The following is a 25,476-nucleotide window of genomic DNA, read 5'->3' on the forward strand; positions in this document are numbered from 1 at the left end:
TAACACCGGCGTGACATTCAATGTCCGTGCATGCAGTGCATGCCTCTCACCGGGCACCGGATCCTAGGTCGACTCCCGCTTGACCAGTTCCGTCGGCAGGATCACCGCCGCCGGATCCTCGCCCCCGATCTGCGCGAGCAGCACCCGCACCATCTCGGCGCTGATCCGGTCCCACGGCTGCCGGATGGTCGTGAGCTCAGGGCTGGAGGCCACGGCGGCCGGGGAGTCGTCGAAGCCGCCCACCGCGACGTCCTGCGGCACGCGCCGCCCCGCCCGCTGGAGGGCGGCCAGCACGCCCTGCGCCATGAGGTCCGAGGCGACGAACACCGCGTCCAGGTCCGGGACCTGAGCCAGCAACTGCTCGGCGCCCGCCTCGCCGCTGGCCCGGCCCCAGTCGCCCGTGACGATGAGCCGCTCGTCGATCTCGAGGCCCGCTTCCGTGAGCACCTCCTTGTAGCCGGCGAGGCGATCGACACCGCCCGGGGTGTCCACCGGGCCGTTCACCATGCCGATACGGCGGCGGCCCAGCGACAGCAGGTGGCGCATCATGTCGCGGGCGCCGTCCCGGTCGTCCGCCGCCACGTAGCTCACCTTGGTGCCACGCCCCATGGGCTTGCCGCACTGCACGAGGGGCACCCCCGCCTCGTGCAGCTGCTCGGCGACCGGGTCGGCGGAGTGGCTGGAGACGAGCAGCACGCCGTCGACGTGGCCCGCGGTGATGTACCGCGTGATCCGCCGCCGCTCGTCCCGCGTCCCGGCCAGCATCAGCAGCAGGGGGATGTCGTGCGCGGCCAGCGCCTGGGTGCAGCAGCGCAGCAGGACGTTGAAGTTGGGGTCCTCGAACAGCTTCTCCTGCGGTTCGGTCAGCAGGAAGCCGATCGAGTCGGACCGCCCGGTGATCAGGGAGCGGGCGTGCCGGTTGACGACGTAACCCGTCCTGCGGATGGCCGCGTTCACCGCCTCCTGGGCGGCCGGGCTGACGTAGTGGCCGCCGTTGAGCACACGCGAGACCGTGCCGCGCGAGACCCCCGCCTCGCGCGCCACGTCGTGGATCGTGGGCGGCCTGCGCCTGCCCCCCGCAGCGTTCATGGTCATGACTTTACGGCTCCGGAGAGCAGATCCAGACTCCAGAACCGCTGGATGACCAGGAAGAGAGCGACCAGCGGCAGCACCGCGAGAAGCGCGCCCGTGATCACCAGGGTGTACAGCGCCGGGGTGTTGGCGCCCTGCTCCAGCAACGTGAACAGGCCGAGGGTGATCGGGAACTTCTCGTCGTCGCTGATCATGATGTACGGCAGCAGGAAGTTGTTCCAGATCGCCACGAACTGGAACAGGAACACCGTCACCATGCCCGGGATCATCATCGGCAGCGCGATCCGCGTGAAGATCCGCCACTCGCTCGCCCCGTCCATCCGGCCGGCCTCGACCACGTCGGCCGGCACCGCGGCGGCGGCATAGATCCGGGCGAGGTAGACGCCGTACGGCGACAGGATCTGCGGCAGCAGCACGGACAGGTAGGAGTCCGTGAGGTCGGCCTTCGCCAGCAGCAGGTACTGCGGGATGGCCAGGATCACCGGCGGCATCAGCACACCCGCGAGCAGCACGTTGAAGATCGTCTCGCGACCCCGGAAACGGTAGATCGCCAGCGCGAAGCCGCTGAACGCCGACACGCACGTCGACAGCAGGGCACCGAGCCCTGCGTACAGGGCGGAGTTGCCCATCCACGACCAGTAGACGCCGTCGCGGTAGGCGCTCAGATCCCGGAAGTTGTCGGCGAAGCCCGTGCCCGGCAGGAACGTGAACGTGGAGAACAGCTCACTGCCGGACTTCGTGGCCGCGATGACCACCCAGGCCACCGGCAGCAGGCAGTAGACCGCCCCCAGGAACAGCGTGACCGTGGGGATCAGGGCGATCCGGCGGCGCAGCGGCGGGCGGCCCTGGGCGGCACCCGGCGCGGTGCTCGCCACCGGCTCGGCCTGGGAAACGGCAAGGGAGCTCATCGGGCTGCCTCCTGCTTCTGACGACGGTTCGCGGCCCGCAGGAAGCCGAAGGACAGCAGGAGCGTGACGAACGCGATGATCACGGCCTGCGCCGCGGCGGAGTAGATGTCACCCTCGCCGAACGCGTCCCGGTGCACCTTCATCAGCGGACTCCACGTGGTGGACACCGAGTTGGTGAGCGGCTTGAGGGTGGTCGGTTCGCTGAACACCTGGAGCGTCGCGATGATCGAGAAGAAGAAGGTCAGCACCAGCGACGGCGCCACCATCGGGATCTTGATCCGCAGCGCGATCTGCGCCGGGGTGGCGCCGTCCAGCTTCGCCGCCTCGTACACCTCCGCCGGGATCGACTGGAGCGAGGTGTAGATGACGATCATGTTGAAGCCGGTGCCGCCCCAGACCGCGATGTTCGACAGCGCCAGGTACAGCGGCCCGCCGTCCAGCAGGTCCGGCTGCGGCAGGCCCAGCTTGTCGAGCACGAAGTAGAAGGGGCTGACGTCCGGCAGGTACAGGAAGCCCCACAGCAACGCCGCCACCACACCGGGGACGGCGTACGGCAGGAAGATCGCGAGCCGGGTGAAGGGGGCCAGCCGCACTTTCTCGGAGTCCAGCATCAGCGCGAAGAGCAGGGCGAGGCCGAGCATGACGGGGACGACGATGCAGCCGTAGCCCAGCACGCGCAGCGCCCCGTTCACCAGCTCGCTGTCGGTGAGGGCGTCGGTGTAGTTCTCCAGACCGGCCCAGACCTCCTTGCGGGCGCCGGAGCCCAGGCCGAGGCCGGAGACCTTCACCTTGCGGAGGCTGAGCCAGAGCGCGTAGCCGATGGGCAGTGCGAAGAACAGTGCGAACAGGATCGTCGCCGGGATGAGGAAAAAATAGGGGGCGCTTCGCGCTCGTTTGAGGGTGGTGGTGGGAGACGGGTGGGCGTACGGGGCCCCCTTGACCCCGTACGACCGCCGACGTGCCGTGCTTTTCACTCCGCGACCTCGAAGCCCTGCTTCTTCATGTCGGCGACGGTGTCGTCCTGCATCTCCTTCAGCGCGGCGCCGAAGTCCGACTTGTTCTTCGCGGCGGCGCCGAAGGCGTCCTTGAAGGTGGTGTAGGCGACGTTCACGTTGGGGCCCCAGGCGGACGGCGCCGTGGTCTCCGCGATGTCGGCGGCCTTGCTGTAGAAGTCGGCCTGGTTGGAGAAGTAGGCCGGCGGCTTGAGGAAGGCGCCACTGGTCTGGGCGTTCTTGGCGGCCGGGTAGATGCCGCTCTCCTTGGCCAGGGCGTTGAGGGCGTCGGAGTCGGTGTTCAGCCAGGTGGCGAACTTGGCGGCTGCCTGCTGGTGCTCGGAGTCCGTGGTGACGGCGGTGGAGGAACCGCCCCAGCTGCCCGTGCTGTTCTCGTTCGCGGACCACTGGGGGAGCGGGGCCATGGCCCACTTGCCCTTGGTGGCGGGGGCGGCCGTGGTGAGCGTGCCCGGTGCCCACACGGCGCTGACCCAGGCGATCTGCTTGCCGGTGTTGAGCGCCTTGTTCCAGGCCGGGGTGTACATCGGCTGGTTGTCGATGGCGCCCTCCTTGACCAGGCCGCCCCAGAACTTCGCGACCTTCCGCGTCGCCGCGTCGTCGATGGCGACCTTCCACTGGTCACCGGAGGTCGTCCACCACTTGGCGCCCGCCTGCTGGGCGAGGCCCGCGAAGAGGCCGGAGTCGTTGGCCGAGAAGGTGGTGAGGTCCTTGTCGGGGGCGGCCTGCTTCAGCTTGCGCGCGGTCTTCGCGAACTCGTCCCAGGTCGTCGGCACCGTCAGGCCGTACTCCTTGAACAGGTCCTCGCGGTAGTAGAACATCATCGGCCCGATGTCCTGCGGGACCGCGTAGACGGCGTCGGTGCCCAGCGTCGTCTGCTGCCAGACACCGTCGGCGTACCTGTCCTTCGCGTCGCCCACGTTCTTCGATATGTCCGCCAGGGCGTCGTTGCTGACCAGCGTGGGCAGCGCCTGGTACTCCGCCTGCACCAGGTCGGGCGCCTTGCCCGCCTTGTGCGCGGTGAGGATCTTGGTGATGAGCGTGTCGCCGGACGCCTGCTTCTTCACCGTGACGGTGATCTGGTCCTTCTTGCCCGGCCCCTTGTTCCACAGGTCCACGACCTTGTCCATGCCGGGCGTCCAGGTCCAGTACGTCAGCGAGGCCGGCCCCGACTCGGTCTCGCTGTCCCCGGATTCCGAGCCGCAGGCGGCGAGGGCGGTGGCGCCGAGCGTGAGGGCGACGGCGGATGTCACGAGGCGGCGGCGCTTCGTGTGCGGCATGGATCTCTCCCCTGACCTGGGGTCCTCGCCTGCTGCGAGAACCTGCCATGCTTCTGTGAGCGTTCACAGTAGAGAAACATCCCGGACACTTGTCAATGGTTGTTGCTGTGCGGTTATGTTGGGCTCCGCACTGCGCCGCTGTGTGTGCACGTTCCCATTTGATCGACCGACCGGGAGACCATCCATGCCGGAGACCACCCCCAGGGGCCTCACCAGGCTCGCCTTCGGTGGGGACTACAACCCCGAGCAGTGGCCGGAGAGCGTCTGGCAGGAGGACGTCCGGCTGATGCGCGAGGCCGGCGTCACCATGGTGAGTGTCGGGATCTTCTCCTGGGCGCTGCTGGAGCCCTCACCCGGCCGTCACGACTTCGGCTGGCTCGACCGGCTCCTGGACCTGCTGCACGAGCACGGCGTCCGCGTCGACCTCGGCACTCCCACCGTCGTACCGCCCGCCTGGTTCTACCGGGCCCACCCCGACGCCCTGCCCGTGACCGCCGAGGGCGTGCGCTACGAGTTCGGCTCCCGCGCCGCGATCTGCCACAGCAACGCGGACTACCGCGCGGCCGCCGCCGCCATCACCACGAAGCTCGCCGAACGCTACGGCGACCACCCGGCCCTGGCGATGTGGCACGTGCACAACGAGTACGGCGTCCCCGTCTCGGCGTGCTACTGCGACTCGTGCGCCGCCCACTTCCGCCGCTGGCTGGCGACGACGTACGGCACGGTCGACGCGGTCAACGAGGCCTGGGGCACGGCCTTCTGGGGCCAGCGCTACGCGGACCTCGACCAGATCAACCCGCCCCGGCTCACCCCCGCGGCCGTCAACCCGGGCCAGGCGCTGGACTACAAGCGGTTCGCCGACGCCACCATGCGCGAGAACTTCGTGACGGAGCGGGACATCCTGCACCGCCTGTCCCCGGGCGTCCCGGTCACCACCAACTTCATGACGGCGCTGAGCCAGTGCGACTCCGTCGACTACTGGGCCTGGGGCCGTGAGGTCGACATCGTCACCAACGACCACTACCTGATCACCGACGGCCGTCGCACCCACGTCAACCTGGCGATGGCCGCCGATCTCACCCGCTCCGTCGCGGGCGGCGCCCCCTGGCTGCTGCTGGAACACTCCACCTCGGGCGTCAACTGGCAGCCCCGCAACCCGGCCAAGGCCCCCGGTCAGATGGCCCGCAACTCCCTCACCCACGTGGCGCGCGGCTCCGACGGCGCCATGTTCTTCCAGTGGCGCCAGTCCCGGCGAGGCGCCGAGAAGTTCCACTCGGCGATGGTCCCGCACGGCGGCACCGACACCCGTGTGTGGCGCGAGGTCGTCGAACTCGGTTCGGCCGTCGACGCGTTGAGCGAGATCCGCGGCACCCGCACCGAGGCCGACGTGGCGGTACTGTGGGACTGGCACTCCTGGTGGGCGCAGAACCTCGACTGGCGCCCCAGCGTCGACCACGACGCCCGCGAACGCGCCGACTCCTTCTACGAGGCCCTCTACGACCGCCACCTCACCGTCGACTTCGCCCACCCGGAAGCCGACTTGTCGAGGTATCCCCTTGTCGTCGTACCGGCCCTGTACCTGATGACGGAAGCGGCCGGGCGCAACCTGAAGACCTACGTCGACAACGGCGGCACACTGGTCGTCTCCTACTTCTCCGGCATCGTCGACGAGCACGACGCCGTCCACGAGGGCGCCTACCCGGGCCCCCTGCGGGACGTCCTCGGCCTCACCGTCGAGGAGTTCTCACCGCTGCTGCCCGGCGAGCGGGTGAGCGTCACCGGCCCCGACGGATCCGAGCTGGCCGCCGACGTGTGGACGGAGTTCGTGGTGCCGCGCGGCGCCGAGACCGTCCTGACGTACGCCGACGGCCTCACCGCCGGGCGGCCCGCCGTCACCCGGCACCGCCTCGGCGAGGGCATCGCCTGGTACGTCTCCACCCGGCTCGGCGCCGACGGACTCGACGCCCTGCTCGGCTGGGCGGTCGAGGACGCGCGGCTCGCCCCGCGCGCCGACCTGCCCCGGGACGTCGAAGTGGTGCGCCGCACCGGCGAGTCGGGCACCTACCTGTTCGCCGTGAACCACACCGCCTCGGACGCCAAGGTGCCGCTGGAGGCCGACGGCACCGAACTGCTGACCGGTGAACGCGCCGCGGGCCGCCTGGCGGTCCCGGCCGGAGCCGTCCGGGTCGTCCGGCTCGACGGCTGAACCGACTCCCCTCCGCCCGTGCGAGCCGCAGGAGCCGCGGGCGGAGGGGCTCTCTCGCCTCACCTCCGGGCGAGAGGCACCCCCAACCCCCACGTCGAAGGGACGACGGACGACGATGTTCCATCCCAGACGCACGCTCAGAACCCTGCTGCTCCCCCTCGCGGCGGGGCTCGCCCTCACCGCCCTGCCCGCCACCTCCGCCCACGCCGCGAGCACGCTGACCAACGGCGGCTTCGAGGCCGACGGCGCGGGCGCGGCCACACCCGGCGGTTGGTCCGAGTACGGCGACACCGGCGCCTCGTTCACCGAGTCCGGCGGCCACGGCGGCAGCTACCGCCTGAGCCACTGGGCCTCCACCGCCTACAAGGTGGAGACGTACCAGTACCTGTCCGGACTCACCAACGGCGCGTACAAGCTCACCGCCTGGGTGCGCTCCGGCGGCGGGCAGAAGTCCGCGTACATAGCGCTGAAGAACTGCGGTGGTGCCGAGCAGCGCACCGACCTGCCGGTCTCGGCCAGTGGGTGGATCCGGATCGTCGTGCCGGTCAATGTGACCAGCAATCAGTGCACGATCAGCGTCAACAGTGACGCCAACGCGGGCAACTGGATCAACGTTGACGACCTGACCTTCACGTCGGGCACCTCCAGTACGTCGATCAAGGGTGCCGACATCTCGTCCCTGGCCAAGAGCGAGGCCAGGGGCGGCGTCTACCGGAACAGCTCCGGCACGGCCGGAGACCCGCTGGCGATCCTCAAGTCGTCCGGCATGAACTACGCGCGCCTCAAGGTCTGGGTGAACCCGGCCGACGGCTACAACAACAAGGCGCGCGTCCTCGCCACGGCCAAGCGCGTCAAGGCGCAGGGCATGAAGCTGCTGGTCGACTTCCACTACTCGGACTTCTGGGCCGACCCGGGCCGCCAGGACAAGCCCGCCGCCTGGTCCGGACACTCGTACAGTCAACTCAAGACAGACGTGTACAACCACACGTACGACGTGTTGAACGCCTTGAAGGCGCAGGGCACCACCGCCGACATGGTCCAGGTCGGCAACGAGATCAACGGCGGCATGCTGTGGAACGAGGGATCGACCTCCAACTGGCCGCAGCTGGCCGGTCTGCTCAACTCCGGCTACGACGCTGTCAAGGCGGTCAACTCCGGCACGACCGTCGCCCTGCACCTCGCCGAGGGCGGTGACCTGGCCGGCACCCGCTGGTGGTTCGACAGCGCCCGCTCCAACGGCGTGAAGTTCGACGCGATCGGCCTGTCGTACTACGGCTACTGGCACGGCACGCTGGCCGACTTCCAGACCACCCTCGACGACGCGGCCTCCCGCTACGGCAAGCCCGTCTTCGTCGCCGAGACGGCCTACCCGTTCCGCCTGGACAGCGAGGACGCGCACGAGAACATCATCGACACCAGCGCCGAACTGGTCCCCGGCTACCCGGCGAGCGTGTCCGGCCAGACCCGGTGGATGAACGACGTGGCGAGCATCGTGGAGGCCGTCCCGAACGGCCGTGGCCTCGGCATCTTCTACTGGGAGGCGACCTGGACCGCGGTGAACGGCAACGGCTGGGACCCGACCGACGCGTCCTCCGGCAACGCCTGGGAGAACCAGGCGCTGTTCGGCTACGACGACCGGGCGCTGTCGTCGATGTCCTGGTTCCGCCACCGCTGACCCACGGAGAGATGGGGCCCGGCCGCATGCACGCGGCCGGGCCCTCTCTCGTTTCCGAACTCGCTTGCGTGATACGGCTGTTCGGTATCGGTCAAGGATGCCGAGTCCCGAGCGAGGCTGCTTCGACTGCGAGACAGTGGGAAGACGCGGTAAGAGGACAGAGCCGCGAGGCAGGGGCAGGACATGCTGAGGACTCCCACCGACGACACGCGCCTGCGCATCCTGGCCTGGCTGAAGGAACCCGGACCCGCCGCGCACGGTGTCACCGCGGACGCCGTGGCCGAGAGGTTCTCGATGCCCCGCCCGGTCGCCGTCACCCACCTCCGGCTGCTCCAGGCCACCGGCATGCTGCGCACCAGCCGGTCCGAGGGCCGCGTGCACTACCACCGCGACGACATGCGTATCGCCGAGGTCGCCCGGATGTTTGAAAAGGGCTGGTAGGCGACCCGGTAGGACCCAGCCCCCGGAATCTCCCCCCACGGTGAAGGACACGCGCGCGATGGACCGTCCCACGGCACTCGTCCCACGCCACTACGTCGCGGTGGGCCACGGCCCCGAGGACGTGGTCGCCGACCCGCGCGGCCGCGTGCTGACCGGCCTGGCGGACGGCCGCATCCTGCGCCTGGACGGCCTGGGGGACCCGGTGACGGCCCGCTCCGAGGTGATCGCCGACACCGGCGGCAGGCCGCTCGGGCTCGAACTCCTCCCGGACGGCGACCTGCTGGTGTGCGACGCCGAACGCGGACTGCTGCGCGTCGGCACCGGCGACGGCACGGTCCGCGTCCTCGCCGACGCGGTGGCGGGGGAGCCCCTGCGGTTCGCCAGCAACGTCGTGTCCCTCTCCGACGGCAGCGTGTACTTCACCGTCTCCAGCCGCCGCCACCCCCTGGACGACTGGATCGGCGACATCGTCGAACACACCGGAACAGGGCGCCTGCTGCGCCTGGCCCCCGGCGCGGACACCCCCGAGGTGGTGCTGGACGGCCTCCAGTTCGCCAACGGGCTCGCCGCCGCGGCCGACGAGTCGTTCCTCGTCGTCGCCGAGACCGGCGCCCGCCGGCTCATCCGCTACCGGCTCACCGGACCCGGCGCCGGCCGGAGCGAGCCCTTCGCCGAGAACCTCCCGGGCATGCCCGACAACCTCTGGCGCGGCGCCCCGGACGGACCGGTGTGGGTCGCGCTGGCCGGGCCCCGCGTCCCCGCCCTCGACCTGTTCCACCGCAGCGCGCCCGCGGTCCGCCGCGCCGCCGCCCGCGTGGCCGTACGCGCTCCCTTCCGTCCCACCGGCACGATCGCCGTCCTGGCCTTCGACGACGAGGGCCGCGTCGTCCACCACCTCGCCCGCCGCCACTCCGGCTACCGGATGGTCACCAGCGTGTGCGAAGCGGGCGGACACCTCGTGCTGGGCAGCCTCTGGGAGCCGGGCGTGGCGATCTGCGAGCCACCCGGCCCGAAATGACGCCGGTTCGCCGCCGGGGTTAACCTGAACCCCGGCCGCGACACCTCTCGCGGCGCGGCGGTGGGGCCCGCCGTACCCGAACCGCGGCACGGACGCCGCCAACGGTCCCTACTTGCGACGGCACGCGCCCGCACGATCCCGGGCCCCGGCGAGTAGGAGACGTACGACCATGACGGCCCCCGAGACGGAAAGCCTCCGCATCCGGCCCGCTGCCATGCACCCGCCCGCCTGGCGCGCCCAGGCGCCCGTCGTCGCGGCGGTGGCGCTCGGCGGGGGAGCGGGGGCCGCCGCCCGCTACGCGGCGTCCCTGTGGTGGCCGTCGCACACCGGCGGCTTCCCCTGGACGATCTTCTGGGTCAACGTCGCCGGCTGCGCCGTGATCGGCGTGTTCATGGTGGTCATCACCGAGTTCCGGCCCGCCCACCGTCTGGTCCGTCCCTTCTTCGGCACAGGCGTCCTCGGGGGCTTCACGACCTTCTCGACCTACGCCGTCGACATCCAGAAGCTGGCCGACGGCGGCCACCTCCGCGCCGGCCTGGCCTACCTCGCCGCGACCCCGATCGCGGCGCTCACGGCGGTGTGGCTCGCGGCCTGGTCGACCCGCCGTGTCCTGAAACGGAGGCAGCCATGACACGGTTGACCGGCAGGGCCCTGCGCCTGACCGTCTTCGTCGGCGAGAACGACACCTGGCACCACAAGCCGCTCTACTCGGAGATCGTCCACCGGGCCCACGCGGCGGGCCTCGCGGGCGCCAGCGTCTTCCGGGGCGTCGAGGGTTTCGGCGCCTCCTCGCTGATCCACACCTCGCGGCTGCTGTCCCTGAGCGAGGACCTGCCGGTCGCCGTCGTGATCGTCGACACCGAGCCACGCGTGCGGGCCTTCCTGCCCCAGCTCGACGAACTCGTCACCGAGGGCCTGGTGACCCTCGACGACTGCGAGGTCATCCGGTACACCTCCCGAGAGGGCACTCCGGGCGAAACGGACACGAAGGGTAAGAGGTCGTTGTGAACTGGCTGCTGGTCGTCGGGGGCGCGATGGTCGGCGCCCCGCTGCGCTACCTCACCGACCGCGCGGTGCAGTCCCGGCACGACTCCGTCTTCCCCTGGGGCACCTTCGCGGTGAACGTCACCGGCTGCCTCGTCCTCGGGCTGCTCACCGGCGTGGCGGGACACGTCCAGCTGCTGCTCGGCACGGGTCTGTGCGGGGCCCTGACGACGTACTCGACGTTCTCCTACGAGACGCTGCGGCTGGCGGAGACGGGGGCCCGCGGCTACGCCGTCCTCAATGTGACGGCGAGCCTTGCGGCCGGTCTCGGGGCGGCGTTCGCGGGGGTGGCGCTCGCGCGTCTGTGAGACCCGTTCTCGCCCGCGTGTAGTAGGACGGTCCTCTCCACGCCCGTCCCACCCCGCACAGAACTGGATCCCATGAGCGTCATCAGCGTCGGTCAGGCCGTCGTCCTCGGAGCCGTCGAGGGGGTGACCGAGTTCCTGCCCGTCTCCTCCACCGGCCATCTGAAGATCGTCGAAGGGCTCATGGGCATCCCCGTCGACGATCACGCCGTGGTCGGGTTCTCGGCCGTCATCCAGGTCGGCGCGATCGCCGCGGTGCTCGTGTACTTCTTCAAGGACATCGTGCGGATCGTCTCCGCGTGGGGGAGGGGCCTGCGCGACCGTGAGGAGCGCTACCACCACGACTACAAGTTCGCGTGGTGGGTCATCTGCGCCACGATCCCGATCGTCGCCGTCGGACTCGCCGCCAAGCCGCTCATCCAGGGCCCGCTCGCCTCGCTGTGGGTGGTGGCGGGCTCGCTGATCGCCGGCAGCGGGGTGATGTGGGCGGCGGACCAGATGGGCCGGCACAAGCGCGGCGAGGACGACACCTCCTTCAAGGACGCCATGCTCGTCGGCAGTTCCCAGATCCTCGCCCTGCTCTTCCCCGGCTTCTCCCGCTCCGGCGCGACCATGTCCACGGCGCTGATCCTCGACCTGGACCGGGTCGCCGCCACCCGGCTCTCCTTCTTCCTCGGCATCCCCGCCCTGACCGGCGCCGGCCTCTACGAACTCAAGGACGCCCTGGGCACCGGCGTGGGCGCGGCCCCGCTCGCCGTCGGCACGATCGTGTCCTTCGTGGTGGCCTACGGCTCCATCGCCTGGCTGCTGAAGTTCGTCGCCAAGCACTCCTTCAACGCCTTCGTGATCTACCGGATCGTCGTGGGCCTGTTGCTGTTCGGCCTGCTCGGGGCGGGTGTGCTCACCGGCTGACCGGTCGCGACGGCGAGGGGCCGGGCGCGTGAACGCGGGCTTTCGGCGCCCTTGACGTTTCGTTGCGACCCCTTGACAGGCGCATCCCGCGACCCCCAGGATCACCACCGTGAACCTGTCAGACAGCCGGACAGCCGGACAGCCCGTACGTCGCATCAGCGCCATGGAAGCGGTACTGGCGTATCTGCGCGACGCCATCGAGCGCGGCGACTACGCGATCGGCGACAAGCTCCCCTCCGAGGCGGAGCTCTGCCGCACCCTGGAGGTCTCCCGGCCCGTGCTGCGCGAGGCGCTGCGGGCGCTTCAGACCATGGGCCTGACCGTCTCCAGGACCGGCAAGGGCACCTTCGTCGTCGCCAGCACCGTCGAGGACCCCACCTTCGGCGACTACTCGGCCAGCGACCTGCTGGAGGTGCGCCGCCACGTCGAGATCCCGGTCGCCGGGTACGCGGCGCGGCGCCGCACCCCGGAGAACCTCGACCACCTGGCCCACCTCCTGGACCGGATGGAACGGGAGACGGACACCACCGCCTGGGTCGCGATGGACACGCTGTTCCACCTCGCCGTGGCCGAGGCCGCGCAGAACCCGGTCTTCCGCCGGGTCATCGAGGAGATCCGGGACGCGCTGGCCCGCCAGTCCGCCTTCCTCAACGAGCTGGGCGGCCGCCGCGAGCAGTCCAACCGTGAGCACCGGGCGATCGTCGAGGCGCTGATGGACGGTTCCGAGAACGACGCGGTGGAGGCCATGGCCCACCACCTCGACCGGGTCGAGACGACCCTCACCGACATCGTGCGCCCCGCGCGCACGGACACCCCCACGGAAGGCGGACCCGAGGCGTGAGCGAGCAGTCCCTGCACGAAGGCGTGCAGAAACGTTCCGGCCATGTCGATGCCGGAGACGCCGGTTACAGCAAGTCCCTGAAGTCCCGGCACGTCAACATGATCGCCATCGGCGGCGCCATCGGCACCGGCCTCTTCCTCGGCGCCGGCGGCCGCCTCGCCGACGCGGGCCCTTCCCTCTTCCTCGCCTACGCGGTCTGCGGCCTCTTCGCCTTCCTCGTCGTCCGCGCCCTCGGCGAACTCGTGCTGTACCGGCCCTCCTCCGGCGCGTTCGTGTCGTACGCCCGCGAGTTCATGGGGGAGAAGGGCGCCTACACCGCGGGCTGGATGTACTTCCTCAACTGGGCGACCACCGGCATCGCCGACATCACCGCCGTCGCGACCTACACCCACTACTGGGGCATGTTCTCCGACATCCCGCAGTGGGTGATCGCGCTCATCGCGCTGGCGGTCGTGCTCACCGTGAACCTGATCTCGGTGAAGATCTTCGGCGAGCTGGAGTTCTGGTTCGCGATCGTCAAGGTCGGCGCGCTCGTCGTCTTCATGTGCATAGGCATCTTCCTGCTGGTCACCCAGCACCCCGTCGACGGTCACAGTCCCGGCCCGTCCCTCATCAGCGACAGCGGCGGCGTCTTCCCGCACGGCCTGCTCCCCATGCTGCTGATCATCCAGGGCGTCGTCTTCGCCTACGCCTCCGTCGAGCTCGTCGGCGTCGCGGCCGGTGAGACCCAGAACCCCGAGAAGATCATGCCCAAGGCGATCAACTCGATCATGTGGCGCGTGGGCGTGTTCTACGTCGGCTCCGTCGTCCTGCTGTCGATGCTGCTGCCCTGGAACAAGTACACGGCGGGGGAGAGCCCCTTCGTCACGGTGCTGTCCAACATCGGCGTCCCGGCGGCCGGCGGCGTGATGAACCTCGTGGTCCTCACCGCTGCGATGTCCTCCCTCAACTCCGGCCTGTACTCCACCGGCCGCATCCTGCGCTCCATGGCGATGGCCGGGTCCGCGCCGAAGTTCACGTCCGTGATGAGCCGCAGCCAGGTCCCCTACGGCGGCATCCTGCTCACCAGCGGCATCTGCGTGCTGGGCGTCGGCCTCAACTTCGTCGTGCCCGCCGAGGCGTTCGAGATCGTGCTGAACTTCGCCGCGATCGGTATCCTCGCCACCTGGGGCATGATCATGATCTGTCACCTCCTCTTCTGGCAGAAGACCCAGAAGGGCGAGCTGACCCGCCCGGGCTACCGGCTGCCGGGCTCCCCCTGGACCGAGCTCGTGACGCTGGCGTTCCTCGCCTCCGTCCTGGTCCTCATGTACGCCGACGGCGGCGCGGGACGCACCACCGTGCTGTGCCTGCCGCTGATCGTCGGGGCACTGGTCGCCGGATGGTTCGCCGTCCGCGGCCGTGTCGCGCGCACGTCCACCACCGGAGCCGACGCGTGAGGAACGCGCCGCTCCATGAGAAGCAGGCAGTGATGTACAGCAGTTCCCTCGCGGACGCACCCCTTGTCCGTGAACCCGTCCACGCCCCCGTCGCCCACCTCATACGCGGCGGAATCGTCGAAGGCATCCACTACGGCTCCGTCGTCGTCCTCGGCGCCGACGGAGAGGTCCAGCTCCAGATCGGAGACATCGAGGCCGCCTTCTACCCCCGCTCCGCGATCAAGCCCGTCCAAGCCGTGGCCATGGCCCGGGCCGGGCTGCCGCTCGACGGCGAGTTGCTGTCGCTGACCGCGGCCAGCCACTCCGGCGAGGAACGCCACCTCGCCGGTACCCGGCGCATCCTCGAACTCGCCGGGCTCACCGAGGACCACCTGCGCAACGTCCCGGACCTGCCGTTCGACCCGGTCGTCCGGGACGCCTGGGTGCGCGAGGGCCGGCTGCCCTCGCGGCTCGCGCAGAACTGCTCCGGCAAGCACGCGGCCATGCTCTACACCTGCGCCCTCAACGACTGGCCGCTGGAGAACTACCACGATCCCGGCCACCCCCTCCAGCAGGCCATCGCCGAGATCGTCGAGGACCTCACCGGGCAGCGCATCGCCCGGGTCACCGTCGACGGCTGCGGGGCGCCCCTGTTCTCCATCTCCCTGCACGGCCTCGCCCGGGCCACCGCCCGGATCGTCACCGCCGCGCCGGGCACGCCCGAGGCCCGCGTCGCCGACGCGATGCGCGAGCACGCCGAGATGGCCTCCGGCTCCGGCCGGGACGTCGCCGCGATGATGCGGGCGGTGCCGGGGCTGTTGTCCAAGGACGGCTTCGAAGGGGTGCAGGTCGCTGCGCTGGCCGATGGGCGGGCCGTTGCTGTGAAGATCGCGGATGGTGCGAATCGGGCGCGGGTGCCGGTGGCTGCCGCCGCGTTGGCCCGGGCGGGTGTCGATCCCGAGCTGCTTGCCGAGTTCGCCGGTGAGCCGCTGCTTGGGGGCGGGGAGCCGGTCGGGTGTGTGCGGCCCGTTCGCTCGCTGGAGCCCGTTGTCGGATCGGCTCACGCCTAAGGGTGTGCCGGATCTCCCCCGTCGGCGACTGCGGGCCCCCTGTGGCTGGTCGCGCAGTTCCCCGCGCCCCTTAAGGGCGTGAATCCGCTCTCACTCCTCAGAAAAGGGACCCCTCACCCTCATGACCGCCGCCACCCGTTCCGAACACGATCTGCTCGGGGACCGTGACGTTCCCGCCGAGGCCTACTGGGGTGTGCACACCCTGCGGGCCACGGAGAACTTCCCCATCACCGGCATGACCATCTCCGCCTACCCGCACCTGATCGACGCGCTGGCCGCCGTCAAGGAGGCCGCCGCCCTCGCCAACGAGGAACTCGGGCTGCTGGACCCGAAGAAGGCCGCCGCGATCGTCGCCGCCTGCCGGGAGATCCGCGACGGCAAGCTGCACGACCAGTTCGTCGTCGACGTCGTCCAGGGCGGCGCCGGCACCTCCACCAACATGAACGCCAACGAGGTCGTGGCGAACCGGGCCCTGGAACTGCTGGGTCACGCCAAGGGCGAGTACCGGTACCTGCATCCCAACGAGGACGTCAACCTCGGCCAGTCCACCAACGACGTCTACCCGACCGCCGTCAAGATCGCGACGGTGTTCGCGGTGCGCGGGCTGCTAGACGCGATGGCGGTCCTCCAGGACGCCTTCGCCCGCAAGGCCGTCGAGTTCCGCGACGTGCTCAAGATGGGCCGTACACAGTTGCAGGACGCGGTGCCGATGACGCTCGGCCAGGAGTTCTCCGCGTACGCCGTCATGATGGACGAGGACCGGTCCCGTCTTGCCGAGGCCGTCGAGTTGATCCATGAGATCAACCTCGGCGCCACGGCGATCGGCACCGGCCTCAACGCCCCCGCCGGATACGCCGAGTCGGCCCGCCGCCACCTCGCGGCCATCACCGGCCTGCCGTTGGTGACGGCGGCCAACCTGGTGGAGGCCACCCAGGACTGCGGCGCGTTCGTCCAGATGTCCGGTGTGCTCAAGCGCATCGCGGTCAAGCTCTCCAAGAGCTGCAACGACCTGCGCCTGCTGTCCTCCGGTCCGCGCGCCGGCCTCAACGAGATCAACCTGCCGCCGGTGCAGGCCGGTTCGTCCATCATGCCCGGCAAGGTCAACCCGGTGATCCCCGAGGTCGTCAATCAGGTCGCCTTCGAGGTGATCGGCAACGACGTCACCATCACCATGGCCGCCGAGGCCGGACAGCTCCAGCTCAACGCCTTCGAGCCGATCATCCTGCACTCCCTGTCGGAGTCCATCACCCACCTGCGCGCGGCCTGCCTCACCCTCGCCGAACGCTGCGTGGCGGGCATCACCGCCAACACCGAGGCGCTGCGCGCGACCGTCGAGAACTCCATCGGCCTCGTCACCGCGCTCAACCCGCACATCGGCTACACGGCCGCCACCGACATCGCCAAGGAGGCCCTCGCCACCGGCCGGGGCGTGGCCGAACTCGTCCTGGAGAAGGGCCTGCTGCCCGCCGAGACGCTCGCCGGGCTGCTGCGCCCGGAGGTCCTGGCGGGCAGCGGTCCGGCTCCGGTGGCCTGACGGACGCGAGCGCACCGGGACCGGCAGGAGCGACAATCGGATCATGACGTCGTCGACGACCTTCCAGCCGGTCCTGGAGCGCATCGCCGAGGAGATCGAGCGGACACCCGGCCGCGGCCGGGCCGCCGACTACATCCCGGCGCTCGCCGCCCGCGACCCGCGCAGCTTCGGCATGGCCGTCGCCGAGCCGGACGGCACGGTGTACGGCGTGGGGGACTGGCGGCGTCCCTTCTCCGCGCAGTCCATCACCAAGGTCTTCACCCTCGCCCTCGTCCTGGCCCGCGAGGGCGACGCCCTGTGGGAACACGTCGGCCGCGAGCCCTCCGGCAACCCCTTCAACTCCCTGGTCCAGCTGGAGTACGAGAACGGCATCCCGCGCAACCCGTTCATCAACGCGGGCGCCCTCGTCGTCACCGACCGGCTGCACACCCGTACCGGCGACGCATCGGGCGAGCTGCTGGCGTTCCTGCGGGCGGAGAGCGGTAACACGGACCTGACCTTCGATCAGGAGGTCGCCGCGTCCGAGTCGGCGCACGGCGACCGCAACGCCGCGCTCGGCCACTTCATGGCGTCCTACGGCAACATCGACAACCCGGTGCCCGTCCTGCTCGACGAGTACTTCCGGCAGTGCTCGATCGCGGCGTCCTGCGCCGATCTCGCCCTCGCCACCGCCTTCCTCGCCCGGCACGGCATACGCGCCGACGGCACCCGCCTGCTCACCCTCAGCCAGGCCAAGCAGATCAACGCGATCATGCTGACCTGCGGCACGTACGACGCGGCGGGCGACTTCGCCTACCGCGTGGGCCTGCCCGGCAAGAGCGGTGTCGGCGGCGGCATCATCGCGGTCGTCCCGGGCCGCTGCACGCTCTGCGTGTGGAGCCCCGGCCTGGACGAACGGGGCAACTCGGTGGCCGGTGTGGCGGCCCTGGACAGATTCACGACCCTGACGGGCCTGTCGGTGTTCTGACAGAACATCTCGGCGGGCGTCGGGAGCACGCCTTCACATCTCGGTCGGCGTCGGCGTCATGCCTTCAGGGGCGCGGGGAACTGCGCGACAAGCCACGACGAGCCCGCACTCCGCACACCACCGCACCCGGCAGATACTCGCCGGTCCCCGTCCCCCCCCCCGCACCTGATCACCGGCCGGTCACACTCCCGCTCCCCTCCAGAGGGCTCCACGTCGCCGTGAGGCCACCCCACGTTGACACGCTGCCCGAGTGTTGGCCATGGCTTTCCCCGTCGATCTCCGCCGCTGCCAGATACTCGGTCTGGCCGGCACCGCCTTCCTCGCGGCAGGAGGTGAGACGGCCGGAGCCCTGCCCGTACGCGACCTCCTGCACCCGGCCTCCGCGCGCGCGGCCCTCGGCCTGGTGGCGGTGTACTTCGGACTGGTCCTGCTGATCGCGGCCTGGGCGCTGCTGGGCCGGCTGGTCCGAGGGCCGAGACCGCCCGCTCCCCGCGCCCTGCTGCTCGTCCTCGCCGTCTGGGCCGCCCCGCTGCTGCTCGCCCCACCGCTGTTCAGCCGTGACGTGTACAGCTACCTCGCCCAAGGGGCGATGGTCGATGCGCACATGGACGTCTACGCGTACGGGCCGTCGCAGCTCGGCGGCCCCCTCGCCGGCGAGGTCGCCCCGCTCTGGCGCCACACCGGCGCCCCGTACGGCCCGGTGTTCCTCGCCGTCGCGGCGGTCCTGTCGGCGCTGACGCGCGGGGAACTGCCCGCCGGACTGTTCGGGATGAGGCTCGTCGCACTCGCCGGCGTGGCCCTGATGGCCGCCGCGCTGCCCCGACTCGCCCGCCACAGCGGCGCCGACCCGGCCGCCGCGCTGTGGCTGGGCGCCCTCAACCCGCTCGTCCTGCTGCACCTGGTCGCGGGTGCCCACAACGACGCCGTCATGCTGGGCCTGCTCGGCGCCGGCCTGGTGGCGGCGCTCGGCCGGTGGCCGTTCCTCGGCGCCGTCCTCGTCACGCTCGCCGCACTGGTCAAGGCGCCCGCCGCCCTCGGTCTCGCCGCCGTCGTCGTCCTCCAGGCGCGAGCGGGCCGCGGTACGGCGAAGGCCCTCGTGACGACCGCCGTCGCGGCCGCGGGGACGACCGTCGCGGCCACGGCCGCGGCGGGCACCGGATACGGCTGGATCGGCGCCCTGAACACCCCCGTCTCGCCGCAGAACTGGGCCCTGACCACCCTGCTCGGCCGCGCCACCCGCGCCCTGCTGGAACACCTCGGCAGCGATCTCGCGCCCCTGGCGATCCCCACCTGGCACGCGTTGGGCGTCGTGGCGGCCGGGGCCGCGATCGTCCTGATCTGGCTCCGGCTGCGGCCACGACCGGTGTACGCCCTGGGACTGAGCCTGGCGGCGGTGGCCGCACTCGGCCCGGCGATCCGCCCCTGGTACGCCCTGTGGGGCCTGTTCCTCATCGCCGCCGCCGCACCCAGCACCTCCGTACGCCACCGCACGGCGGCGGTGACCGGCGTGCTGGCGCTCTGCGTCCTGCCCGGCGGCGGCCCGGCCGACACCGGGCAACTCGTGCTGGCCGTCTCCGGCGGGGCACTCGCGGTCGTCGTGCTGTGGCAGGCCCACCAGGCCCAGCTGGCACCGGCGCTGGGACACACGGCATGACCCCGGGCCTGCCGCGCACCGACCGCGGACGACTGCTGCTCGTGCTCGCCCTCGCCGCGGTGGTGACGGTCTTCACCGCGACCGTGCCTCTGCTGCGCGACTGGTTCGACCTGCGCGTCTACTACGGAACCATCGACCACTGGGTCCACCACGGCGGCCGGATCTACGACTACCGGGTCCCCGGCACGGTGTACGGCTTCACCTACCCGCCGTTCGCAGCCGTCGTCATGCTGCCGATGGCCCTGCTGGACCTGCGCACCGCGATCGCCGCCGCCCTGCTGCTCAACGCGGCGGCCCTGGCCCTGATCCTGCGGCTGCTCGCCGGCCCTGACCGGCGGCGCCACGGCTGGTACGGCTGGGCCGTGACCGCCTGCCTCCTCGCGCTGTTCGAGCCGCTGCGCGACACCTTCAGCTTCGGCCAGGTGAATCTGCTGCTGCTGGCGCTCGTGCTCACCGACGCGGCGCTGCTCGCCGGTGGACGCACACGCTGGGCGGGCATCGGCATCGGGCTGGCGGCCGCGATCAAGCTCACGCCGGCGTTGTTCATCGGACTGCTGCTGGTGGCCCGCAGGTGGCGCGCGGCGGCGGTCGCCACGGCCGTCGCCCTCGGTGCCACCGCCCTCGCGGCGTCGGTGGACCCCGACGCCTCGCGCTTCTACTGGACCGAGGCGCTGTGGGACACCAACCGGGTGGGCCGCCTCGGTTACGTCTCGAACCAGTCGGTGCAGGGCATCCTGGCCCGGCTGGGCGAGACGGATCGGGCCGTGTGGGCGGCGGCGGTCCTGCTGGTCCTCGGTGTGTGGGCGCTGCGGGCGCGCCGGGCGGTCGCCGCGGGGGACTGGGCGGCGGCGTTCGCCCTGACCGGCCTCGCCGCCTGTCTCGTCAGCCCGGTCACCTGGGTGCACCACCTCGTGTGGCTGCTGCCGTCCTTCGCCGTGCTGATCCGTACCGGGCACACCCGGATCGCGGGGGCCCTGTACGCGGTGCTGTGTACGAGCGTGGTGTGGCTGTGGTTCGACGACGCGTCCGGCGTCGACGGCTTCCTGGGCAGCAACACCTACGCCTGGATCACCCTGGGCCTGCTGCTGTGGCTGCCGGCCGGTCAGCAGTCTCCGGAACGGCGGACCGGCAGCCGCAGCACCAGCACCACGACCACCGCGCCCAGCCCGGCGGCACCAGCGATCAGCCCCGCTTCCGTCCACCCGGAGCCGGCCTCTTTCGGCACGGCGGCCGCGACGGTGGGCGGAGTCGCCGCGGCCGGTCCGTCCGCAGGCTTCGACGTGTCGAGCGAACCCACCGGTTCGACCCGGCTGCCCGCCTCGAAGCCCCAGTCGAGCAGCGAGCGGGCCTCCTCGTACACCGCGGAGCCGCCGCCCTCCTGAGGGTTCATCACCGTCACGACGAGGGTGCGCCCGTCGCGCCGCGCCGCCGCGACGAGGGTGTTGCCCGCCTTGCTGGTGTAGCCGTTCTTGATGCCGATCAGCCCCCGGTACGGCTGCACACCACGGGCGCCGCTCAGCAGCCGGTTGGTGTTGCGGATCGGGTACGACCAGCCTCCGCCGCCCGGGAACCTGGCCTCGACGGTGGCGCAGTACCGCGCAAAGTCGGGGTTGCGCAGCCCGACGCTGCCGAAGACCGCCAGATCGAACGCCGACGACACCTGGCCCGGCGCGTCGTAGCCGTCCGGGGAGACCACGTGGGTGTCGCGGGCGCCGAGGGACCGGGCCTTGGCCTGCATGCGCTGCGCCGTGGCCCGCCAGCCGCCGTTGAGTTCGGCCAGGACGCGCACGGCGTCGTTGCCGGAGTTGAGGAAGACGCCCCGCCACAGGTCGGCGACCCGGTAGGTACGGCCCTCGGTGACCCCGACCATGCTGCTGCCGGCACCGATGCCCCGGAGCTCCCGCGCGCGGACCGTGTGCCGGATGCCGGCCGGCAGCGTGGGCAGCACCGTGAGGGCGAACAGGGTCTTCAGGGTGCTGGCCGGGGGCAGCCTGCGGTGCGCGTTGTGGGCGGCGAGCACCTCGCCGGTGCGGGCGTCGGCCACCAGCCAGGACAGCGCGGAGGTCTCCGGGAGACGGGGCGCCCCGGCGCGCGGGCGGACCTGGGTACCGGGGCGGTACAGCAGCGAGGGGTGCGGGGCCGCCGCCCTCGGCCCGGCCGGCGGACTGGGTTCCGCCCCGCCGGAACGGGCCGCCGCGGCGGGCATCACGGCCAGCAGCCCGGCCGTACAGAGCGCACAGGTCGACGCGGCCACCCGGGAAAAGAATCCGTAGATCATATGATCAACGTAGAAACGGATGTCCTCCGCGCCGCGACGACCGGGCCGGACATCACGCGCGAGCACCCGGATGCCGCACGTGCGGCGCCGGAGCCCCATCGGGCACGGGGAGGGAATTCCAGGGAATTCCCCCACGCGGGGCGATCTTGGTTGATATACGCTGCGTCAGACTTGTTCGAACAGTTCGGCGAATCCGTGTCAACTGATTCGTCCTGCCCGGGGGGGCGTTCCCATGACTTCGCAGTCCCGCGCGGTGCTCGGCATCGCGCTCACTCCCGTCTTCGCTCTGGCGGCCGCCGACCCGGCCGCCGCCCACACCACCGCCACGGCCGACACCACCGCCACCGGCACGGCCACCACGGCCCCGGCCGCCGGCACCGCTGCGGCCGCCGTCGAGACGCGTGCGCCGGGCCCGTGGGGCGCCCGCGCCCTCCACGCCCCGGCCCCCAGACCAGGTGAAGCCTCGGGCGGGCTGAGCGCCCTGGTGTCGGCCGGGGACGGCGCCCTGGTCTCCCTCACCCACGACGGGCGCTCCACCCGGATCCGGCCCGCCGGCAGCACCCGCTGGCTCACCCCGCAGAGCTGGCCGGACGCCGGCTCGTACAGCACCGAGTTGGTTGCGCTCGGCGACGGCTCCGTGCGCCTGGCCTGGCGGGCCAAACGCGCCGACGACCACGGCAACCACTGGCTGAAGGTCGCCACCCTCACACCCGGAGCGACCGCCTTCTCCGAGCCCGAGTACGTCGCCGCGGTCCCCGAGAAGGGCTACCACCACCTGGGGGCGGCCCCGGACGGCCGGTTGGTCGCCGTGTGGTCGGTCTCCGGTGTCGTGAGGGCCGCCGAGAAGGCCGGTCCGCAGGCCGCGTGGACCGCTCCGGCCGACCTCAACGCGCAGCCGCCGTCCGGCAGTCGCGACATCGCCAACATGGACCTCGCGGTCGCCGAGGACGGCACCGCCCTGCTGGTGTGGCAGTGGCAGGCGAGCAAGGCCGTCGTCGCCCTGGAGAAGGCCCCGGGCGCGTCCGCCTGGACCGCGGTCCAGGGCTTCCCGGTCCCGGGCAAGGATCTCGCGCGCCCGAAGGTGTTCGCCGTTCCGCAGGGCGGCTTCGACGTCTTCTACGACGACGCGTCCCTCATGCACTCCCGCCGGCCCGCCGGCGCCACGCAGTGGAGCACCCCGCGGCCCGCCGACAGCCGTGGCAGCACGTACAGGATGACGGCGCCCGTCCACCTGCCCAACGGCGATCTCTTCGTGGCCGGTGGGCCCACCACCCCCTGGTACGCGGTGCGTTCGGCGGCCACCGGCCTCTGGCGGTCGTACGCGCAGCGCTTCTCCACCCACAAGAAGGTGCGCAATGTCGCCGCGGCCGCCACCTCCGGCGGCACGGTCACGGTGACGTGGCGGGAGGGCTACTCGTACGAGGAGTACACGATGGCCGCCGTCTTCAAGGGCGGCACCTGGTCCACGCCGCGGCGGCTGAGTGCGAAGAGCGCCCAGTTCGCCGGGCCGTCGCAGGTGGCCGCCGACGCGCTCGGCCGGCCCGTCGTGCTGTGGGACGAGTACCTGGTGGGCGAGACGAACAACACCGTCCTGGACGGCGTGTACCAGGCGACCACCACCGGCCGCGCGCTGCCCAAGTGGCGTGACCACACGGACGACGGCAAGGCCGACCTGTTCGGCCGGGGCAGCGCCGGGCTCAAGGTGTACGCGGGTGACGCGACGAAGCTGACCGCGGGGCAGCGTGCGAGCAGCTGGCCGACGGGCACGCTCGTCCTGCCCTTCGGCGACGTCGACGGTGACCGCTGCAACGACGTGTTCGTCCGCTCCCCGAAGGGCGAGGCCCGCGTCCACCCGACGATCTGCGGCGGCGGGCTGCCCGACCAGCAGTCGTTCTCCGTGAAGGTCTCCTCGGACTGGAGCGCGTACGACGCGGTCGTCTCGCCCGGTGACGTGACCGGCGACGGCAGGGCCGACCTGCTGACCCGGTCCGACTCGACCGGGAAGCTGTACGTGTACGCGAACAACGGCGCGGGCGGCTTCAAGGCCCGAGCGCTCGCCGGGTCCGGCTTCGGCGGCTACAAGAGGCTGATCGCCGCGGGAGACCTGGACGGCGACGGCAAGAACGACCTGCTGGCCATCGACGCGTCGAACGAGCTGTGGCGGTTCGACGGGACCGGCGCCGGCACCTTCAAGCCCCGGTCGCTGGTCTTCAAGGACTGGGGCACCTCCTACAAGGACGTGGTCGGCGGACTCGACCTGTCCGGCGACGGCCGATCCGACCTGGTCTCACTCGACAAGGACGGCCGGGCCTGGCTGAACCGCGGCAACGGCAAGGGCGGCTTCGACAACCGGTCCCAGGCCGGCAAGACCACGGACTGGTCGGACATCCGCATCTCCTGACGGCACGGACCGCAACTCCTGACGGCACATATCCGGGGGCGGTCCGGGGCGGTGGGGCGCTCCCTGGGGCAGCCCTAGGGCAGCGTCGGCTGGATGCGCCGCAGGAACGTCGCGTTGTCCGGGGTCTCGCGCATGCGTTCCAGGAGAGTCTCCAGAGCGTCCTGACCGTCCCGGTTCTGCAGCACGCGCCGCAGGCCGTGGACGGCCGCCAACTCGGCCGGGGGCAGCAGGAGTTCCTCGCGGCGGGTGCCGGAGGGGATGATGTCGACGGCCGGGAACACGCGGCGGGACGGCGGTTCGCGGCTCAGGCGGAGTTCCATGTTGCCCGTGCTCTTCAACTCCTCGAAGTAGAAGTCGTCGGCCCGGGAACCGGTCTCCACCAGCGCCGTGGCGAGGATCGTGAGGGAACCGCCCTCCTCGGCCGACCGGGCGGCGCCGAAGAACCGCTTGGGGCCGGTCAGCGCGGACGCGTCGACGCCCCCGGTGAGGATGCGGCCTCCGGACGCGGCCGCGTTGTTGTGCGCCCGGCACAGCCGGGTGAGGGAGTCGAGGAGGATCACGACGTCCTCACCGGCCTCGACGAGTCGCTTGGCCCGCTCGATCACGAGCTCGGCGAGAGCGATGTGCTGCCGGGCGTTCCGGTCGAAGGTCGAGGCGTACACCTCGCCGCGCACGCTGCGCCGCATGTCGGTGACCTCCTCGGGCCGCTCGTCGAGCAGCAGCATCATCAGCCGGCACTCGGGATGGTTGCCGGTGACGGCGGCCGCGAGCTGCTGCAGGATGACGGTCTTGCCGGTCTTCGGCGGGGCCACGAGAAGCCCGCGCTGGCCCTTGCCGACCGGTGCGATCAGGTCGACGACCCGGCCGGCCATTCCGGCGGCCGGGTGTTCGAGACGCAGGCGCTCGTGCGGATGCAAGGGCGTCAGGTCCCGGAAGTGCCGGCGGCCGCGCAGTTCCGCGGACGTACGGCCGTCGGCCCGTGCGACGTCGGTGAGAGCGCTCCGGTCGCCCAGGGTGCCCTCGACGAGGTCGCCCTTGCGCAGGCCGTGGCGGCGGATCAGGGCGGGGGAGACGGCGGGATCGGTGGGCGCGGGCTGGTAGTCCTCGCCGCGCAGATGCCCCTTCCCGCTCGCGTCGATGTCGAGGACACCGAGGGCGGTCCGGGGCTCGGGCTGCCGCTGGGCAGCCGGGGTGTCGAGTGTGGTGGTCATGGTGAGGTGTCCTTTCACGGACGGCAGGCATGGGACATGCGAAGGGAAGGGAGAGAGCCGCGAACGGAGGGCCTGGGGCACGCCTCCGGCGGCGGGGGAACAGCACCTCGGGTACGACAGAGTTCGTCGAGATGCCGGAAATGATGGAGAGGAGAGGAAGAACCGCACCGGCGCCCACACAGAGAGGGGCGTGCACGAGTGCTGTCTGCAG

The 25,476-nt window shown here is 71.3% G+C and carries 21 protein-coding genes and 1 pseudogene; 16 read left to right on the forward strand and 6 right to left on the reverse strand.

The window, feature by feature from the left end; all coding sequences use genetic code 11:
• Window positions 1–63: 63 nt before the first annotated feature.
• The 4 genes from ACZ3I3_RS33440 to ACZ3I3_RS33455 are packed head-to-tail and all read right to left on the reverse strand — an operon-like array spanning window position 64 to window position 4,290.
• Entirely contained in the window at window positions 64–1,095 is a 1,032-nt protein-coding gene (locus ACZ3I3_RS33440; RefSeq protein WP_467371142.1) for a LacI family DNA-binding transcriptional regulator, read from the reverse strand.
• Window positions 1,092–2,000 carry a carbohydrate ABC transporter permease gene (locus ACZ3I3_RS33445; protein WP_467371144.1) on the reverse strand — a complete coding sequence of 303 codons (909 nt, stop codon included), beginning with the start codon at window positions 1,998–2,000 and terminating at the stop codon, window positions 1,092–1,094. Before ACZ3I3_RS33445 ends, ACZ3I3_RS33440 begins: the two co-directional genes overlap by 4 nt.
• Complete coding sequence (locus tag ACZ3I3_RS33450; RefSeq protein ID WP_467371146.1) at window positions 1,997–2,974, reverse strand: carbohydrate ABC transporter permease; 978 nt, start codon at window positions 2,972–2,974, stop codon at window positions 1,997–1,999. The genes ACZ3I3_RS33445 and ACZ3I3_RS33450 overlap by 4 nt, the downstream gene beginning before the upstream one ends.
• Window positions 2,971–4,290, reverse strand: coding sequence for an ABC transporter substrate-binding protein (locus tag ACZ3I3_RS33455; protein ID WP_467371148.1), 1,320 nt, complete (start codon window positions 4,288–4,290; stop codon window positions 2,971–2,973). The genes ACZ3I3_RS33450 and ACZ3I3_RS33455 overlap by 4 nt, the downstream gene beginning before the upstream one ends.
• A 184-nt stretch (window positions 4,291–4,474) precedes the next feature.
• Here ACZ3I3_RS33455 and ACZ3I3_RS33460 point away from each other — a divergent pair, with 184 nt between their 5' ends.
• The 15 genes from ACZ3I3_RS33460 to ACZ3I3_RS33530 all read left to right on the forward strand — a co-directional run bounded on the left by ACZ3I3_RS33460 (window position 4,475) and on the right by ACZ3I3_RS33530 (window position 20,757).
• The gene (locus tag ACZ3I3_RS33460; RefSeq protein ID WP_467371150.1) at window positions 4,475–6,496 is read left to right on the forward strand and encodes a beta-galactosidase; all 2,022 of its coding nucleotides are present in this window, start codon (window positions 4,475–4,477) and stop codon (window positions 6,494–6,496) included.
• Window positions 6,497–6,611: 115 nt separating this feature from the next.
• Window positions 6,612–8,171: a glycoside hydrolase family 53 protein gene (locus ACZ3I3_RS33465; RefSeq protein WP_467371152.1), complete on the forward strand. Its 1,560-nt coding sequence runs from the start codon at window positions 6,612–6,614 to the stop codon at window positions 8,169–8,171.
• A gap of 183 nt (window positions 8,172–8,354) precedes the next feature.
• Window positions 8,355–8,612, forward strand: coding sequence for an ArsR/SmtB family transcription factor (locus ACZ3I3_RS33470; protein ID WP_467371154.1), 258 nt, complete (start codon window positions 8,355–8,357; stop codon window positions 8,610–8,612).
• A 58-nt stretch (window positions 8,613–8,670) separates the two neighbouring features.
• A complete protein-coding gene (locus tag ACZ3I3_RS33475; RefSeq protein ID WP_467371156.1) occupies window positions 8,671–9,630 on the forward strand; it encodes an SMP-30/gluconolactonase/LRE family protein in 960 nt (319 codons plus the stop codon).
• A 169-nt stretch (window positions 9,631–9,799) separates the two neighbouring features.
• Window positions 9,800–10,261: a fluoride efflux transporter CrcB gene (crcB, locus tag ACZ3I3_RS33480; RefSeq protein ID WP_467371158.1), complete on the forward strand. Its 462-nt coding sequence runs from the start codon at window positions 9,800–9,802 to the stop codon at window positions 10,259–10,261.
• Window positions 10,258–10,638 carry a DUF190 domain-containing protein gene (locus ACZ3I3_RS33485; protein ID WP_467371159.1) on the forward strand — a complete coding sequence of 127 codons (381 nt, stop codon included), beginning with the start codon at window positions 10,258–10,260 and terminating at the stop codon, window positions 10,636–10,638. The genes crcB (ACZ3I3_RS33480) and ACZ3I3_RS33485 overlap by 4 nt, the downstream gene beginning before the upstream one ends.
• Window positions 10,635–10,982: a fluoride efflux transporter CrcB gene (gene crcB, locus ACZ3I3_RS33490; RefSeq protein ID WP_467371161.1), complete on the forward strand. Its 348-nt coding sequence runs from the start codon at window positions 10,635–10,637 to the stop codon at window positions 10,980–10,982. Before ACZ3I3_RS33485 ends, crcB (ACZ3I3_RS33490) begins: the two co-directional genes overlap by 4 nt.
• Window positions 10,983–11,054: 72 nt before the next feature.
• The gene (locus ACZ3I3_RS33495) at window positions 11,055–11,891 is read left to right on the forward strand and encodes an undecaprenyl-diphosphate phosphatase (protein ID WP_467371163.1); all 837 of its coding nucleotides are present in this window, start codon (window positions 11,055–11,057) and stop codon (window positions 11,889–11,891) included.
• Between the two features lie 163 nt (window positions 11,892–12,054).
• Window positions 12,055–12,732, forward strand: a complete 678-nt coding sequence (locus ACZ3I3_RS33500; RefSeq protein WP_356926897.1) for a FadR/GntR family transcriptional regulator — start codon at window positions 12,055–12,057, stop codon at window positions 12,730–12,732.
• Window positions 12,729–14,171 (forward strand): amino acid permease, encoded by a 1,443-nt coding sequence (locus ACZ3I3_RS33505; protein WP_467371165.1) that lies wholly within the window; start codon window positions 12,729–12,731, stop codon window positions 14,169–14,171. The genes ACZ3I3_RS33500 and ACZ3I3_RS33505 overlap by 4 nt, the downstream gene beginning before the upstream one ends.
• A 32-nt stretch (window positions 14,172–14,203) precedes the next feature.
• A complete protein-coding gene (locus tag ACZ3I3_RS33510; protein ID WP_467371166.1) occupies window positions 14,204–15,220 on the forward strand; it encodes an asparaginase in 1,017 nt (338 codons plus the stop codon).
• Window positions 15,221–15,341: 121 nt separating this feature from the next.
• Complete coding sequence (aspA, locus tag ACZ3I3_RS33515; protein WP_467371168.1) at window positions 15,342–16,754, forward strand: aspartate ammonia-lyase; 1,413 nt, start codon at window positions 15,342–15,344, stop codon at window positions 16,752–16,754.
• A 43-nt stretch (window positions 16,755–16,797) separates the two neighbouring features.
• Window positions 16,798–17,721 (forward strand): glutaminase, encoded by a 924-nt coding sequence (locus ACZ3I3_RS33520; RefSeq protein WP_467371169.1) that lies wholly within the window; start codon window positions 16,798–16,800, stop codon window positions 17,719–17,721.
• 259 nt (window positions 17,722–17,980) lie between these two features.
• Window positions 17,981–19,375, forward strand: a complete 1,395-nt coding sequence (gene mptB, locus ACZ3I3_RS33525; RefSeq protein ID WP_467371171.1) for a polyprenol phosphomannose-dependent alpha 1,6 mannosyltransferase MptB — start codon at window positions 17,981–17,983, stop codon at window positions 19,373–19,375.
• The gene (locus tag ACZ3I3_RS33530) at window positions 19,372–20,757 is read left to right on the forward strand and encodes a glycosyltransferase 87 family protein (protein ID WP_467371173.1); all 1,386 of its coding nucleotides are present in this window, start codon (window positions 19,372–19,374) and stop codon (window positions 20,755–20,757) included. The genes mptB and ACZ3I3_RS33530 overlap by 4 nt, the downstream gene beginning before the upstream one ends.
• Before the next feature lie 59 nt (window positions 20,758–20,816).
• On the opposite strand, the pseudogene ACZ3I3_RS33535 reads toward ACZ3I3_RS33530, so the two are convergent.
• Window positions 20,817–21,752, reverse strand: a pseudogene (locus tag ACZ3I3_RS33535) (D-alanyl-D-alanine carboxypeptidase family protein); the annotation flags it as partial.
• A gap of 133 nt (window positions 21,753–21,885) precedes the next feature.
• Between ACZ3I3_RS33535 and ACZ3I3_RS33540 the strand changes: the two are divergent.
• Window positions 21,886–24,054 carry an FG-GAP repeat domain-containing protein gene (locus ACZ3I3_RS33540; RefSeq protein ID WP_467371175.1) on the forward strand — a complete coding sequence of 723 codons (2,169 nt, stop codon included), beginning with the start codon at window positions 21,886–21,888 and terminating at the stop codon, window positions 24,052–24,054.
• 74 nt (window positions 24,055–24,128) lie between these two features.
• Here the strand turns inward: ACZ3I3_RS33540 and rho are convergent, their stop codons facing one another.
• A complete protein-coding gene (rho, locus tag ACZ3I3_RS33545) occupies window positions 24,129–25,265 on the reverse strand; it encodes a transcription termination factor Rho (protein WP_467371177.1) in 1,137 nt (378 codons plus the stop codon).
• Window positions 25,266–25,476: the final 211 nt, after the last annotated feature.

This window comes from Streptomyces sp. NPDC016851 (assembly GCF_055562795.1).

Bases quoted from the DNA above. Each gene is read 5' to 3' on its own strand.
- ACZ3I3_RS33440 (WP_467371142.1), bottom strand. From the start codon at position 1,095: ATGACCATGAACGCTGCGGGGGGCAGGCGCAGGCCGCCCACGATCCAC.
- ACZ3I3_RS33445 (WP_467371144.1), bottom strand. From the start codon at position 2,000: ATGAGCTCCCTTGCCGTTTCCCAGGCCGAGCCGGTGGCGAGCACCGCG.
- ACZ3I3_RS33455 (WP_467371148.1), bottom strand. From the start codon at position 4,290: ATGCCGCACACGAAGCGCCGCCGCCTCGTGACATCCGCCGTCGCCCTC.
- ACZ3I3_RS33460 (WP_467371150.1), top strand. From the start codon at position 4,475: ATGCCGGAGACCACCCCCAGGGGCCTCACCAGGCTCGCCTTCGGTGGG.
- ACZ3I3_RS33465 (WP_467371152.1), top strand. From the start codon at position 6,612: ATGTTCCATCCCAGACGCACGCTCAGAACCCTGCTGCTCCCCCTCGCG.
- ACZ3I3_RS33470 (WP_467371154.1), top strand. From the start codon at position 8,355: ATGCTGAGGACTCCCACCGACGACACGCGCCTGCGCATCCTGGCCTGG.
- ACZ3I3_RS33475 (WP_467371156.1), top strand. From the start codon at position 8,671: ATGGACCGTCCCACGGCACTCGTCCCACGCCACTACGTCGCGGTGGGC.
- crcB (WP_467371158.1), top strand. From the start codon at position 9,800: ATGACGGCCCCCGAGACGGAAAGCCTCCGCATCCGGCCCGCTGCCATG.
- ACZ3I3_RS33485 (WP_467371159.1), top strand. From the start codon at position 10,258: ATGACACGGTTGACCGGCAGGGCCCTGCGCCTGACCGTCTTCGTCGGC.
- ACZ3I3_RS33495 (WP_467371163.1), top strand. From the start codon at position 11,055: ATGAGCGTCATCAGCGTCGGTCAGGCCGTCGTCCTCGGAGCCGTCGAG.
- ACZ3I3_RS33500 (WP_356926897.1), top strand. From the start codon at position 12,055: ATGGAAGCGGTACTGGCGTATCTGCGCGACGCCATCGAGCGCGGCGAC.
- ACZ3I3_RS33510 (WP_467371166.1), top strand. From the start codon at position 14,204: ATGTACAGCAGTTCCCTCGCGGACGCACCCCTTGTCCGTGAACCCGTC.
- aspA (WP_467371168.1), top strand. From the start codon at position 15,342: ATGACCGCCGCCACCCGTTCCGAACACGATCTGCTCGGGGACCGTGAC.
- ACZ3I3_RS33520 (WP_467371169.1), top strand. From the start codon at position 16,798: ATGACGTCGTCGACGACCTTCCAGCCGGTCCTGGAGCGCATCGCCGAG.
- mptB (WP_467371171.1), top strand. From the start codon at position 17,981: ATGGCTTTCCCCGTCGATCTCCGCCGCTGCCAGATACTCGGTCTGGCC.
- ACZ3I3_RS33530 (WP_467371173.1), top strand. From the start codon at position 19,372: ATGACCCCGGGCCTGCCGCGCACCGACCGCGGACGACTGCTGCTCGTG.
- ACZ3I3_RS33540 (WP_467371175.1), top strand. From the start codon at position 21,886: ATGACTTCGCAGTCCCGCGCGGTGCTCGGCATCGCGCTCACTCCCGTC.
- rho (WP_467371177.1), bottom strand. From the start codon at position 25,265: ATGACCACCACACTCGACACCCCGGCTGCCCAGCGGCAGCCCGAGCCC.